This is a genomic window from Streptomyces sp. NPDC020192 (assembly GCF_044388685.1).
In the GTDB taxonomy this organism is placed as follows: Bacteria; Actinomycetota; Actinomycetes; order Streptomycetales; family Streptomycetaceae; genus Streptomyces.
Map to the genome: position 1 here is coordinate 156,017 of NZ_JBIRXG010000014.1, position 12,996 is coordinate 169,012.

At 72.5% G+C, this 12,996-nt stretch carries 10 protein-coding genes and 1 pseudogene; 5 read left to right on the plus strand and 6 right to left on the minus strand.

All coding sequences use genetic code 11. The annotated features are described in order from the left end of the window. Positions 1 to 16 precede the first annotated feature (16 nt). Entirely contained in the window at positions 17 to 880 is an 864-nt protein-coding gene (locus ACH47Z_RS26455) for an Fpg/Nei family DNA glycosylase (protein ID WP_399077761.1), read from the plus strand. Between the two features lie 3 nt (positions 881 to 883). Here the strand turns inward: ACH47Z_RS26455 and ACH47Z_RS26460 are convergent, their stop codons facing one another. The 3 genes from ACH47Z_RS26460 to ACH47Z_RS26470 all read right to left on the minus strand — a co-directional run bounded on the left by ACH47Z_RS26460 (position 884) and on the right by ACH47Z_RS26470 (position 2,960). Then, the gene (locus ACH47Z_RS26460; protein WP_399077763.1) at positions 884 to 1,537 is read right to left on the minus strand and encodes a zf-HC2 domain-containing protein; all 654 of its coding nucleotides are present in this window, start codon (positions 1,535 to 1,537) and stop codon (positions 884 to 886) included. 213 nt (positions 1,538 to 1,750) lie between these two features. After that, complete coding sequence (locus ACH47Z_RS26465) at positions 1,751 to 2,266, minus strand: hypothetical protein (RefSeq protein WP_399077765.1); 516 nt, start codon at positions 2,264 to 2,266, stop codon at positions 1,751 to 1,753. Positions 2,267 to 2,411: 145 nt separating this feature from the next. Beyond that, the gene (locus tag ACH47Z_RS26470) at positions 2,412 to 2,960 is read right to left on the minus strand and encodes a sigma-70 family RNA polymerase sigma factor (protein ID WP_399077767.1); all 549 of its coding nucleotides are present in this window, start codon (positions 2,958 to 2,960) and stop codon (positions 2,412 to 2,414) included. A 202-nt stretch (positions 2,961 to 3,162) separates the two neighbouring features. Here ACH47Z_RS26470 and ACH47Z_RS26475 point away from each other — a divergent pair. Next, positions 3,163 to 3,823, plus strand: a pseudogene (locus ACH47Z_RS26475) (CapA family protein); the annotation flags it as partial. Positions 3,824 to 3,846: 23 nt separating this feature from the next. On the opposite strand, the gene ACH47Z_RS26480 reads toward ACH47Z_RS26475, so the two are convergent. Next, positions 3,847 to 5,271: an amino acid permease gene (locus ACH47Z_RS26480; RefSeq protein ID WP_399077769.1), complete on the minus strand. Its 1,425-nt coding sequence runs from the start codon at positions 5,269 to 5,271 to the stop codon at positions 3,847 to 3,849. Positions 5,272 to 5,472: 201 nt separating this feature from the next. Here ACH47Z_RS26480 and ACH47Z_RS26485 point away from each other — a divergent pair, with 201 nt between their 5' ends. Further along, the gene (locus ACH47Z_RS26485) at positions 5,473 to 6,723 is read left to right on the plus strand and encodes an MFS transporter (RefSeq protein ID WP_399077771.1); all 1,251 of its coding nucleotides are present in this window, start codon (positions 5,473 to 5,475) and stop codon (positions 6,721 to 6,723) included. On the opposite strand, the gene ACH47Z_RS26490 is transcribed toward ACH47Z_RS26485, so the two are convergent. Beyond that, positions 6,659 to 7,135: a universal stress protein gene (locus ACH47Z_RS26490; RefSeq protein ID WP_399077774.1), complete on the minus strand. Its 477-nt coding sequence runs from the start codon at positions 7,133 to 7,135 to the stop codon at positions 6,659 to 6,661. The two genes, ACH47Z_RS26485 and ACH47Z_RS26490, sit on opposite strands and share 65 nt — an antisense overlap. A gap of 134 nt (positions 7,136 to 7,269) precedes the next feature. Between ACH47Z_RS26490 and lysX the strand changes: the two genes are divergently transcribed. Then, positions 7,270 to 10,551, plus strand: coding sequence for a bifunctional lysylphosphatidylglycerol synthetase/lysine--tRNA ligase LysX (gene lysX, locus ACH47Z_RS26495; protein WP_399077776.1), 3,282 nt, complete (start codon positions 7,270 to 7,272; stop codon positions 10,549 to 10,551). On the opposite strand, the gene ACH47Z_RS26500 is transcribed toward lysX, so the two are convergent. Further along, positions 10,496 to 11,974: an MFS transporter gene (locus tag ACH47Z_RS26500; RefSeq protein WP_399077960.1), complete on the minus strand. Its 1,479-nt coding sequence runs from the start codon at positions 11,972 to 11,974 to the stop codon at positions 10,496 to 10,498. The two genes, lysX and ACH47Z_RS26500, sit on opposite strands and share 56 nt — an antisense overlap. A gap of 170 nt (positions 11,975 to 12,144) precedes the next feature. Here ACH47Z_RS26500 and ACH47Z_RS26505 point away from each other — a divergent pair, with 170 nt between their 5' ends. Then, positions 12,145 to 12,981, plus strand: a complete 837-nt coding sequence (locus ACH47Z_RS26505) for a polysaccharide deacetylase family protein (RefSeq protein ID WP_399077778.1) — start codon at positions 12,145 to 12,147, stop codon at positions 12,979 to 12,981. Positions 12,982 to 12,996 lie beyond the last annotated feature (15 nt).

The window sequence follows — 12,996 nt, forward strand, 5'->3', positions numbered from 1 at the left end:
ATGGCACTCTGGACGTATGCCGGAACTGCCCGAGGTGGAAGCCCTCAGGGACTTCCTGACCGAGCACCTGGTCGGCCACGAGGTCGTACGGGTGCTGCCGGTCGCGATCAGTGTCCTGAAGACGTACGACCCCCCGGTCGGGGCGTTCGAGGGAAGCGAGGTCACCGCCGTGCACCGGCACGGGAAGTTCCTCGACATCGAGGGAAACAGCGGACTGCACCTGGTCACCCATCTGGCCCGCGCGGGCTGGCTCCAGTGGAAGGACCGGCTGCCGGACGGTCCGCCCAAACCGGGCAAGGGCCCGCTCGCGCTGCGCGTGGCGCTGGAGACCGGCGCGGGCTTCGACCTCACCGAGGCCGGCACCCAAAAGCGCCTCGCCGTGTACGTCGTCCGCGACCCGCGGGAGATCGAGGGCATCGCCCGGCTCGGCCCGGACCCGCTCGCCGACGGTTTCGACGCGGATCGCCTCGCCGCCCTGCTCAAGGGCGAGAGACGGCAGCTGAAGGGGGCCCTGCGGGACCAGTCCCTGATCGCGGGCGTCGGCAACGCCTACAGCGACGAGATCCTGCACGCCGCGAAGATGTCCCCGTTCAAGCTCGCCTCCTCCCTCACCCCGGAGGAGACCCGGCACCTGTACGAGGCGCTGCGCACCACGCTCACCGAGGCGGTCGAGCGCTCCCGGGGCGTGGCCGCCGGACGGCTGAAGGCGGAGAAGAGGAGCGGGCTGCGCGTCCACGGCCGTACCGGCGAGCCCTGCCCGGTGTGCGGCGACACCGTCCGCGAGGTCTCCTTCAGCGACTCCTCGCTCCAGTACTGCCCCACCTGCCAGACGGGCGGCAAGCCGCTGGCCGACCGCAGGCTGTCCCGGCTGCTGAAGTGAGTCTCACTGCCTCTCGACGGACACCAGGTGCTGTCCGTCGGTGGTGCGCACGTCGTAGCGGGCGATCTGGTCGGGGTGCAGCGGGGCGGAGCCGAGCGCGGTGAAGGTGCCGGCGTCACGGCCGGTCTCGGTCCAGGTGCCGGCGATCTGCTCGGAGCCGTCGCGGCCCACGACGACGAGCCGGCAGGTGTGCGGGCCGGTGTGGTCCCTGACCCGCAGCAGCAGCCGGCTGCCGGTGTCCCCGTCGTCGGCGGTGACCTCCGCCCACACCCCGGTCCGCGGATCGGTCGCCGCGGTGACGTGCGCGGCCGGTTCGTCGTGGCTGGTGAACGCCATCAGGCCCGAGCCGGCCACGGCCAGCACCACGGAGGCGGCCAGGCCGTACAGGAAGCGCCGACGGCGTACCCGCTGCCGACGCGCGACCTCGCCGAGCAGCCGCTCCAGCAGCCGGGGGCCGGGCTGCGCCATGGGGTGCACAAAGCGCGGTGTCGCCCGGCGGTACAGCATCAACTGCCGTGCGGCAGGGCCGAATTCGGTCACCTGTGCCGCGCACTGAGGGCACTCCATGAGGTGGTCCTCGAAGCGGAAGGCCTCCGCCTCGTTCAGCACGCCGAGCGCGTACGCGCCGACGTCGCGATGCCTTTCCTGGGACCTCATGCCGAATCCTCGTGCCGATGGGTGTGGGTGGGGTTACTCCTTGCTCCCACCCGTACGCAGCCGACAGCCGAATCACTCAAGCCACCCGCAGAATCCCGGAGAGGAGATTCGGAGCGGCCCGGCCCGCGGATTGGTCCGATCTTCAAAAAAGTCTGCGGGCCCGGAGCCCGGAGCCCGGGGCCCCACAGCCCCCGGCCCCGGACACCGGGCGGGTCAGAACAGGTGGATCGCCAGATGCCCGAGCGGCAGCCCGAGCTGCCAGGCCGGGGTCCACACCTTCGGCCCGTCGTCCTCGCCGAGCACCCCGGCGCCGCCCGGCACCGCGTCCAGGTCCGGTGCGAGCAGCTCGGTCTCCTCCAGCCAGCGCCAGGCGTCCGCCGCGAGGGCCAGGTCGGGCGAGCGGGTGCCGGCCCGGGCGTCCCCCTCGGCCAGCTCGGCCATGCGCTCGCGCACCCAGTCCCGCCACGGCTGGTCGTAGGCCGTCAGCGACAGCCAGTGCTCCAGCTGGGAGATCACCCGGATGCCGGACAGCTCCCCGTCGGTGTCGGACAGGAAGACGGTCAGCGCCAGCGCGTCCCGGCCGGCCCGGAACTCGAAGGACGTCGGCGGCATGAGATCGCCCGTGCGCAGCAGTTCGTCGGCGATGTACTCGGCGTACAACCAGGCCATGGGGACGGCCAGTTCACCGCCGTCGGTGCCGTCCGTGCTCTCGTGCCCTCTGTGCAGCATCCCTTCCTGCCCTTCCTCCGGTACGTGCGCGTGGCCCGAACGAACCCCGGACCGGTCCCCGCCCGGAATGCCGATGAGGACAGCCCATTGCCCCAACAGGGGCCACAGCAAGGCGCTTTACCGAGGTTTGACCCGGCCTCCGGTTTCAGTGCAGGTCGGCCGCGTAACCCGGCAGGACCCGGCGCAGCGCGCGCAGCGCGTAGTACGCGCGGGACTTCACGGTACCGGGTGGTACGCCGAGGGTCTGCGCCGCTTCCGCCACACTGGCCCCGAGGAAGTACACGAGTACAAGCACGTCACGGTGCTCCGGCGTGAGGGTCTTCACAGCTTCGCGCACATCGAGCATCGCGGCTGCCCGTTCGGCGTGATCGGCGGTGACCCGGGCGGTCTCGGGGACCTCTCCGCCGGCCTCGGGGGGCCGCGCCTGCCGGGCCCTGCGGGCGTCGATCGCGAGCCGCCGGGCGACGGTCAGCAGCCAGGGCCGTACCGAGTCGAAGTCGTCGGCGTGCAGCGCCTCGGGATGCTGCCAGGCGCGTACCAGGGTCTCCTGGACGAGGTCCTCGGCGCGCTGCCGGTCCCCGTCGCAGAGCCGGAGCAGCAGGGCGAACAGGGGCCCGCCGTGCTCGCGCTGGAGCGTGGCCAGTTCGTGTTCGGCGGTCGTCGTCCCGCGGGGGAGTGAGGTTGCGGCCGTCATGGCCGTATGCCAGCGCAGTGGGCGGGCGGGGGACAGGGGATGGGCGCGGCCGTGCGACGGGCGGTCGATCGGGTCGGCGAACGGTCGGCACAGCGCTGGATGGGCTAACGGCAGCAGTTGGTCCGTTTATCTCCCCGGTCGGATTCATACCCATATGCCCGTCACTGCTTTGTCAGTAAATACGACATTCTGGGGTGAGCTGATGTTCGGACGCAGACAACAGGTGGCCCTGGCCCTCACCGTCCTCCTCGCGGCCGCGGCCGCCTGCTCGAACCACGTACGGCAGCAGTCCGCGCACCCGGGCGCCGGCCCCGCCGTCGTCTCCCGTGCCGGTCTGGCGCTGTGTCACCTGGAGACCGCCTACGGCACCGCCGGGGCCTCGCCGAGACCGGCTACGACGGCTGCTCCACCGCCGGTCTGCGGCACGCCGGCACCGCCCGGAGCGCGGCCGAGGCCCGCTCGGTGACGATCCTGCAGGCCGGTCCGGCCAGGGTCGCGCACCTGTCGTACACCTTCGGCACCAACGGCACCCGCCGCCGGCCGGTGAGCCCTGGGCCGTGAACCTCGTCGACGAGCAGCGGATGATCGCCGCCGCGGGCATCGACCTGATCCTCGGCACCCACGCCCACGTCCCGCAGGCGTACGAGAAGGTCAACGGCGCCTGGGTGATCTACGGCATGGGCGACCGGATCACCGGCGAGACGGACCACCACCGGGGCGTCCAGGACCCGCGCGGCAACGAGTCCACCCTCGGCCGCTTCACCGTCGCCCCGCCCGCGAGGCCGGGCGACCGCCGGCAGGTCACCAGGGCCGAGTTCATCCCGCAGCGGTACGACCCCGACGCCGGCCGGGTGGTCGACGTCATGGGGGAGTGATCAGGCGCCGGTCACTCGGCGGGCTGCCGGGCGGCCAGTACCGAGCGCTTGTAGGAGTAGCCGAAGTAGATCACGCACCCGATCACGAACCACACCGCGAACCGCACCCACGTCTCCCACATCAGGAACGTGATCAGCCAGATCGAGAAGACGATCCCCAGCGCGGGCACGACCGGCATCCACGGCGTACGGAAGGTGCGCGGCAGGTCCGGCTGCCGGTAGCGCAGCACGATCACGGCCGTGCACACCACCACGAACGCCAGCAGGATGCCGATGTTGGTCAGCTCGGCCGCCGAGCCGATCGGCACGAACCCGGCGATGGCGGCCGACGCCACCCCGACGATCCACGTCACACGCGTCGGCACGTGGCGTGTCGGGTGCGTCTTCGCGAACCAGCCGGGCAGCAGGCCGTCACGGGACATGGAGAACCAGACCCGGGTCACGCCCAGCATGAACGTGAACATCACCGTGAGGATGCCGATGATCGCGCCCACCGCGATCACGTCCGCCAGCCGGTCCAGGCCCACCGACTTGAAGGCGGTGGAGAAGCCGCTCTTGGGGTCGATGTGCCGGTAGTTCTGCATGCCGGTCAGCACCAGGCAGGCCGCCACGTACAGCACCATGGAGACCGCCAGCGAGGAGATGATCGCCTTCGGCATGTGCCGCTGGGCGTCCTTCGACTCCTCGGCCGCCGTCGACATCGCGTCGTAGCCGAACACCGCGAAGAACACGGTGGCCGCGCCGGTGAAGGCGCCACCGACGCCGTACGGGAAGAACGGGTGGTAGTTCGTGGTGTCGATGTGGAGCACGCCCACGCCGATCACCAGCAGCACCACCAGCACCTTCAGCGCCACCACGAGCGTCTCGAAACGGGCCGCGCTGCGGATGCCCAGGTTCAGCAGCCACGCGATCAGCAGGCACAGCACGGCCGCGAACAGGTCGACCCGGTGGCCGTCCCCGGTGCCGGGCGCGCCCAGCATCCAGTGCGGCAGGTTCGCGCCCATCTCCTCGACCAGGAAGCCGAAATATCCGGAGATGCCGATCGCCACCACCGCCACGATCGCGGTGTACTCCAGCAGCAGGTCCCAGCCGATGAACCAGCCCGCGAACTCGCCGAGCACCGCGTAGCCGTAGGTGTACGCCGACCCGGCCTTCGGGATCAGCCCGGCGAACTCGGCGTACGACAGCGCCGCGCACGCGCTCGCCACACCGGCGATCAGGAACGACGCCAGCACCGCGGGGCCCGCCGTGCCGTTGGCCACCGTACCGGCCAGCGTGAAGATGCCGGCACCGATGATCCCGCCCACGCCGATCGCGGTGAGCTGCCACAGCCCCAGCGACCGGTCCAGCCGGGCGCCCTCACGGACTTCCGTCTCCTCGATGTGCTCGATGGGTTTGCGACGGAGAATCCCCTCACCCGCGCGAATCCTGTCCATGAGCCTCACCTCTTCCCCGACGGCAAACGGCTATCAGCGGATCATGACTCAGCCAGGACCGGTGCGGAAGACGCCACGCACGGCCCGGGCCCGCGCCGGCCCCGCCGCGTACAACCAGCGGTTGTGGCTGTCACCCTCCCGGTTGTTTGCCCCGAGGCCGGGCCGCCGGATTTCATGTCCCGGGTCAACGGGAGGTTGTGCATGAAGCTGGGTCGGCAGTTCGGATGGCTGTGGGGCGCGTACGCGGTCAGTACCCTCGGCACCTGGCTCGCGTTCGACGCGTTCGCGATGATCGCGGTCCTCGTGCTGCACGCCGGCTCCGCCCAGGTGTCGCTGCTGGCCTCCGCCGGTGTCGCCGTCGGCGCGGTGGCCGCCGTACCGCTCGGGCCCTGGGTGGAGTTCCGCCGCAAGCGTCCCGTGATGATCACCGCCGACCTGGTGCGCTGCGCCGCGCTGCTCACCCTGCCCGCCGCCTACGCGCTCGGGGCGCTCCGCTTCGGGCAGCTGCTCATCGTCTCCGTGGTCGTCGCGGCGGCCGACATCACCTTCACCGCCGCCTCCGGCGCCCACCTCAAGGCCCTCGTGCCGTCCGCGGGTCTCCTGACCGCCACCAGCCGGTTCGAGTCCACCACCTGGACCGCCACGGTGCTCGGCCCGCCGCTCGGCGGCGCCGTGATCGGCCTGCTCGGGCCCGTGACGACCGTGGTCGCGGACGCCGTCAGCTATCTGCTCTCCGCCCTCGGCATCCGCGCCATCGGCACGGACGAGCCCCGACCGCAGCGCACCGCCGCACCCCGCGCCGGCGACCTCCTCGAAGGCTGGCGGCACCTGCTCACCAGCCCCGCCCTGCGACCGCTGTTCCTCAACGTGCTGGCCGCCAACGCCCTGATCATGGCCGTCTCGCCGGTGCTCTCGGTCCTGATGCTGGGCAGGCTCGGCTTCGCGCCCTGGCAGTACGGCCTCGCCTTCGCCGTGCCCTGCCTCGGCGGACTGCTCGGCTCCCGGCTGGCCCGCCCGCTCGCCACCCGCTACGGCCGCCGGCGGATCCTGCTCACCACCGGCGTGCTGCGTGCGCTCTGGTCCATCGGCCTCGCCTTCGTCCGCCCCGGTGTGCCCGGCCTGCTGGTGGTGATGGTGAGCGAGGTCGGCCTGATCACCTGCTCGAGCATCTTCAGTCCCGTCCTCGCCGCCGAGCGCCTGGAGCTGACCCCCTCCGACCGGGTAGCCCGTACCCTCGCCGCCTGGTCGGTCACCGGCAAGGCCACCACCGCCGCCGTCACCGCCCTGTGGGGCCTGCTCGCGGCCCTCACCGGCCCGCGCACGGCCATCGCCGCGGCCGGAGTCCTGCTCCTCGCGACCCCGCTGCTGCTGTGGCGCCCCGCGCGGCCTACGGAACGACCGTCACCGGCCAGCGCCCCGCCTTCACCAGCCGCACCGCCACCGAGCCGATGATCCGGTGCCCGGCCTGCTCCGAGGCGCCCACGACCACCGCGTCCGCCTTGAGCTCGTCGGCCGCCTTCACCAGCCCGTTGTAGGGGTCGCCGCGGAAGGTGTGGAACTCCCAGCGCACGTCGAATATCCCCTTGACCCGCTCGGCCGCCTCCCGGATCTGCGTGATCAGGTCCTCGGCGATCTCGTCGGTCGTCTCCGCCACCGGCGCCCCGAGCGCCGCCCCGGCCGCGAGCACCGGCTGCACGTACACCACGGCCAGCAGCGCGTGCTGGCGCCGGGCGAGCCCGCCCGCGTACGCGGCCGCGCGCAGCGAGGAGTCCGAGCCGTCCACCCCGACCACGATGACCTTCGGTCCGTCCGTACCCCGCTCGAACCGGTGCGCGTGCGCGTGCTGCCCCTGCTGTTCCGTCACGGCCGTGAGGCTATCGGAACCTCCGGTTCCCTATAAGGAACGGGGCCGTATCGCAGCAGGACAAAGCGCCGTCCGGGACCCGGCGCCGGGCTCTCGACGGGCGAGCCGCCCGGCCGCTTCCTACAGTCGGAACCATGACCGCGAGCGCGGAGACCGCCACACCGAGGGACCCCACGCAACCAGTACGTCCGCCCGCCGGCGGGCGCCTCGGCTGGGTGCCCGAGGCCTTCGCGACCCTCTTCGGCGCGCTCGGCCTGCTGTGCGCCCTGATCGCGCTCATCGAACCCCTGCGGGACCTGCTCCAGCCGGTCGTCCACACCCTCGACATGCTCCTGCTGCCCCTCAGCGCCAACCTCGCCTACGCGGTCTTCCTGTTCCTGCTGGCCGGCGCCACCGGCGCCCGCAAGAAGGTCGCCTGGTGGCTGGTCGTCGTCTACCTCGGCCTGGTCGTCCTCAGCGACGCGCTCGGCGTGGGCGTCGGGCTGTACACCGTGTCGCTGCTGTCCCTGGTGGTGTCCGGCCTGCTGCTGGCCCTGCTCGTCGTGGCCCGCCGGGAGTTCTACGCCGCCTCCCGCCGCGCCGCCGTGTGGCGGGCCCTCGGTGTGCTGCTCGCCGGACTCGCGGTGGCGATCCTGCTGGGCTGGGGCCTGGTCATGATGTTCCCGGGCACGCTCCCGGCGAACGAGCATCTGGCCTGGGCGGCCGACCGGGTCCTCGGCGGACTGTTCCCGCCCAGCACCTTCACCGGCCGCCCGCCGCGCAAGGTCACCTTCGTCCTCGGCCTGCTCGGCGCCCTCGCCCTGCTGAACGCCGCCGCCACGCTGTTCCGCTCCCAGCGCCTGGAGGCCGCCCTGCACGACGACGAGGAGGCCCGCATCCGCGCCCTGCTCGCGAGCTACGGCGAGCGGGACTCCCTCGGCTACTTCGCCACCCGCCGGGACAAGGCCGTCGTCTTCTCGCCCAGCGGCAAGGCCGCCGTCACCTACCGTGTCGAGGCCGGGGTGTGTCTGGCCAGCGGTGACCCCGTCGGCGACATGGAGGCCTGGCCGCACGCCATCGCCGCCTGGCTGGCCCTGGCCCGCCGCTACGCCTGGGCGCCCGCCGTGATGGGCGCCTCCGAGGACGGCGCCCGCGCCTACGCCCGCGCCGGGCTCGGCGCCCTCCAGCTCGGCGACGAGGCGATCATGCAGGTGGCCTCCTTCGACCTCGACGGCCGGGACATGCGGGTGACCCGGCAGGCAGTGCACCGCGTCGCCCGCACCGGCGCCACCACCCGGATCCGCCGCCACGCCTCGCTCGGCGAGCGGGAGATGGAGGAGGTCATCGACAAGGCGGACGCCTGGCGCGACACCGAGACCGAACGCGGCTTCTCCATGGCCCTGGACCGGCTCGGCGACCCCGCCGACGGCGACTGCCTCCTCGTGGAGGCCCTCGGCGAGGACGGCCGGCTCCTGGCCCTGCTGTCCTTCGTGCCCTGGGGGCGCGACGGCATCTCGCTGGACCTGATGCGCCGTGACCGCGCCGCTCCGAACGGGGTCATGGAGTTCATGATCGCCGAACTGTGCACCGTCGCACCGAAGCTGGGCGTGCGCAGGATCTCGCTGAACTTCGCCGTCTTCCGCTCCGCCTTCGAGGAGGGCGCCCGCATCGGCGCCGGACCCGTCCTCAGGTTCTGGCGCCGGCTGCTGCTGTTCTTCTCCCGCTGGTGGCAACTGGAGGCGATGTACCGGTCCAACGTCAAGTACCACCCCGAGTGGTACCCGCGCTTCATCTGCTACGGCGAGACCGCCTCCCTCGCCCGCATCGGCCTCGCCTCCGGAATCGCCGAGGGCTTCGTCCCCGTACCGTCGTTGCGCAAGCTCTGGGGCAAGGGGCACGCGAAGGAGGGCCCGCGGCCCGCCACCACGGCGGGCCTGCCGTCCCTGACGGCGCTCGGCCTCGAAGCAGGGAAGCAGGCCGTCCCCGCGGCCCCGGAGGCGCGCCTGCCCGACCAGGTCCGGGTCCGCCACCGCACCCTCGACCGGCTGCGCGCCACCGGCACCGACCCCTACCCGGTCGGCGTCCCCGCACCCACCCACGCCCTCGCCGACATTCCCGCCGGCGCGGACGTCACCGTCGCCGGACGGGTCATGCTGGTCCGCGACTTCGGCGGCATCGTCTTCGCCGTCCTGCGCGACTGGTCAGGCGACCACCAGATCGCCCTCACCCGCGACGGCTCCGGCGCCGTCGCCCTCGACCGCTTCACCGCCGACGCCGACATCGGCGACCAGGTCACCGCCACCGGCCACGCGGGCCGCAGCGACAAGGGCGAGCCCACCGTCTTCGTCACCGACTGGTGGCTCACCGGGAAATGCCTGCGCCCGCTGCCCGACAAACGGCGCGGCCTCACCGACCCCGAGGCCAAGGTCCGCCGCCGCCACCTCGACCTCGCGACCAGCCCCGCCGCCCGCACGGTCCTGCGGGCCCGCTCCGCCGCCGTACAGGCGCTGCGCCAGGGCCTGCTGGAGCGCGGCTACGTGGAGGTCGAGACCCCGATGCTCCAGCCGATCCACGGCGGCGCCACCGCCCGCCCCTTCACCACCCACATCAACGCCTACGACCTCGACCTGTACCTGCGCATCGCCCCCGAGCTGTACCTCAAACGCCTCTGCGTCGGCGGCCTGGAGAAGGTCTTCGAACTCGGCCGGACCTTCCGCAACGAGGGCGTCTCCTACAAGCACAACCCCGAGTTCACGATGCTGGAGGCCTACCAGGCGCACGCCGACTACACCGTGATGCTCGACCTCACCCGCGAACTGATCCAGGAGGCCGCGAGCGCGGCCTTCGGCTCCCCGGTGGCCCGCAAGGACGGCCAGGAGTACGACATCTCAGGGCCCTGGCCGGTCAAGACCGTGTACAGGGCGCTCTCCGAGGCGGTCGGGGAGGAGATCGGTCCCGGTACCGAACTCCTCCGGCTGCACCGGCTGTGCGACCGCACCGCGGTGCCGTACACCGCCGACGACACCCCCGCCGACGTCGTTCTGGAGATGTACGAGCGGCTCGTCGAGGAACGCACCCGGCTGCCCACCTTCTACAAGGACTTCCCGACCGGCGTCTCCCCGCTGACCCGGCAGCACCGCGCCGACCCGCGGGTCGCCGAGCGCTGGGACCTCGTCGCCTTCGGCACCGAACTCGGCACCGCCTACACGGAGTTGACCGACCCCGTCGAACAGCGCCGACGGCTCACCGAGCAGTCGCTGCGGGCGGCCGGCGGCGATCCGGAGGCCATGGAACTGGACGAGGACTTCCTGGAGGCCCTCGAGTACGCGATGCCCCCGACCGGTGGCCTCGGCCTCGGCGTGGACCGGCTCGTCATGTTCCTCACCGGGCTGACGATCCGGGAGACCCTGCCGTTCCCGCTGGTGCGCCGCCGCTGAGGTCCGGCTCCGGGCCCGTCGTACGGCCGCCGTGGCGCGGCAGGGCCACCAGCGCGACCAGTGCGGCGGTCAGGCACAGGGCCGTACCGAGTGCGAAGCAGTCACGGATCCCGCCCGCCATGATGGCCTTGTACGCCTTCAGCACGGGAAGCGACGTGCCCGTCGTGCGCTGCTGGGCGACCGCGATGACGCCCACGAACAACGACGCGCCCAGACCGGCGCCGAACTGCCGGGACGAGTTCAGCTCCTGCGGCAGCGCGCCGCTCCCCGACCGCGCGAACCCCGCGGGCAGCGCCAGCACCCCGCAGCCGAAGGCGATCAGCAGCAGCGGCAGCAGCACATCGGCGAAGCGGTAGCTCGCGCCCGGCAGGCTCAGCAGGACGAACCCGGCGGCGGCCACCACGCAGGCCCCGGCCACCGTACCGGCGAGACCGACGCGGGCGGCGAGGACGGGCAGCACCAGACAGCCCAGCACCACCCCGGCGACGGCGGACAGCAGGGCCCAGCCGACCTGCATGGGGGAGAGACCGCCCAGCAGTTGCAGAGCGATCGTGAGGACGAGCACGGCACCCGCCAGGCCCGCCGCGAGCAGCGCCACCACCGTGTACGCCCCGAACGCGGACCGCTCCCGGTACAGCCGGGCCAGCAGCGCCGGCACCCGCTCACCACGGCCCAGCCAGCCCAGCACCGACGGCACCAGCGCGGCGCCCACGGCGATGGCCATCACCGTCGTGACGGACACACTCTTGTCGCCGAGCCGGTCCGCGAACCACGCGAGGAAGCCCAGCGGTACGACGGCCAGCGCGGCGCCGGCCACCCGGGTCCGGGCCCCGGGCACGGGCGCGGTCTCGGCCAGCGCCACCGGGGTCAGCAGCAGGAGCACCCCACCGGCAACGGCCTGCACCCAGAAGACGGTGTCCTCCGTCCGCACGCTGTCCAGCAGCATGGTGCACGGCAGCAGCACCGCCGGGGTGGCGCAGGCGACCACCGCGAAGTGCACGTTCAGCGCCCGGTCGCGGTCCCGGCCCGCGGGATGCGTGGCGTCGATCAGCGCCAGCGCGCCCGCCGTGATCACCGCCGCCGCCACACCCTGCACCGCCCGCGAGGCCAGCAGCACCGAGGCGGAGAGCGACAGCGCGGGCGCCGCCGCGGCGAGGCTCGACAGCGCGAACCCGCCCATCAGCACCCGCCGGTGCCCGAAGGCCCGGCCGAGCGCCCCCGCGAGCACCGGCAGTGCGGCGAAGCACACGCTGTACACGGACAGCAGCCAGGTCAGCCCGGAGAACGACAGGTGCCGGTGGGCCTGGATCAACGGCAGTCCCACCGCGAAGACCGCCGTGTCGAAGACGACCAGGATCTGGGCGACCGCCAGCAGCACCACCGCCAACGCCCCGCGCCACGGCCCGCTCTCTCCCCCGTGCACCAACTCGGCTCACCCCCACATAGGTTGTCCGGTGCTCTCTGCGGACTGAATGACTATCAGAGTCGTGTGACGGTTCCACACCGGCCCCCGCTGGTCCGACCGGGTGCTTTCCCACCGCCGCACCGGTGCCGTTGGGAAGCGCCGGAGCCCGGTGGGGCGAGTGATGAGTCATGCAGAAGGATCAGTTCGTCACCCGGCGCCGGATGCTCCTCGCCGGCGCCGCCGCACTGGGGGCCGCGGGCAGCGCCGGCGCCGTCCTCGCGGCCTGCACCGAGGAGACCGCCCCGACCGCCGCCGCCCCCGGCCCCGGCCCGCAGGCCCGTCAGGCGCTCAAGCCCTCCGCCTTCCGGCTCCAGCCGCTCACCGGCTACGGCCCCCCGCGGACCGCCCCGCGCAGGCTGAAGGTCCGCACCGAGCCGATCCTGAAGATCTCCGGGCGCGGCCGGCACATGATGCTGACCTTCGACGACGGCCCCAACCCCGACTACACCCCGCACATCCTGGACACCCTCGCCAAGTACGACGTACGCGCGATGTTCTTCCTGTGCGGCGAGTGCGTCGTCGACAACAAGGAACTGGTGGCCCGGATGGCCGAGGAGGGCCATGTCGTCGGCAACCACACCTGGACCCATCCGCTGCTGACCACCCTCAACCGCAGGAAGATCCGCGACGAGATGGCGAGCACCAGCGACGCCATCGAGGACACCTACGGCGAGCGCCCCCAGTGGTTCCGGGCCCCCTACGGCGCCTGGAACCGGGCCGCGTTCCAGCTCGGCGCCGAGATGGGCATGGAGCCGATGGCCTGGACCGTGGACACCACCGACTGGATGACGCCGGGCACCTCCACCATCATCGACCGGGTGGAGAGCGGCGCCGCCCCCGGCGTCGTGGTGCTCTCCCACGACGCCGGGGGCGACCGTTCGCAGACCGTCCGCGCGATCCGGGAATGGCTGCCCCACCTCATCGACTCCGGATATCACATGACCGTGCCGCGCCGGCGTGTGTGACCCTTCGCCGTGGGA

Excerpts from the sequence above, each read along its gene's own strand:
- ACH47Z_RS26470 (WP_399077767.1), bottom strand. The coding sequence starts at position 2,960 with ATGACGGCCGCAACCTCACTCCCCCGCGGGACGACGACCGCCGAACAC.
- ACH47Z_RS26505 (WP_399077778.1), top strand. The coding sequence starts at position 12,145 with ATGCAGAAGGATCAGTTCGTCACCCGGCGCCGGATGCTCCTCGCCGGC.
- lysX (WP_399077776.1), top strand. The coding sequence starts at position 7,270 with ATGACCGCGAGCGCGGAGACCGCCACACCGAGGGACCCCACGCAACCA.
- ACH47Z_RS26455 (WP_399077761.1), top strand. The coding sequence starts at position 17 with ATGCCGGAACTGCCCGAGGTGGAAGCCCTCAGGGACTTCCTGACCGAG.
- ACH47Z_RS26485 (WP_399077771.1), top strand. The coding sequence starts at position 5,473 with ATGAAGCTGGGTCGGCAGTTCGGATGGCTGTGGGGCGCGTACGCGGTC.
- ACH47Z_RS26460 (WP_399077763.1), bottom strand. The coding sequence starts at position 1,537 with ATGAGGTCCCAGGAAAGGCATCGCGACGTCGGCGCGTACGCGCTCGGC.
- ACH47Z_RS26480 (WP_399077769.1), bottom strand. The coding sequence starts at position 5,271 with ATGGACAGGATTCGCGCGGGTGAGGGGATTCTCCGTCGCAAACCCATC.
- ACH47Z_RS26465 (WP_399077765.1), bottom strand. The coding sequence starts at position 2,266 with ATGCTGCACAGAGGGCACGAGAGCACGGACGGCACCGACGGCGGTGAA.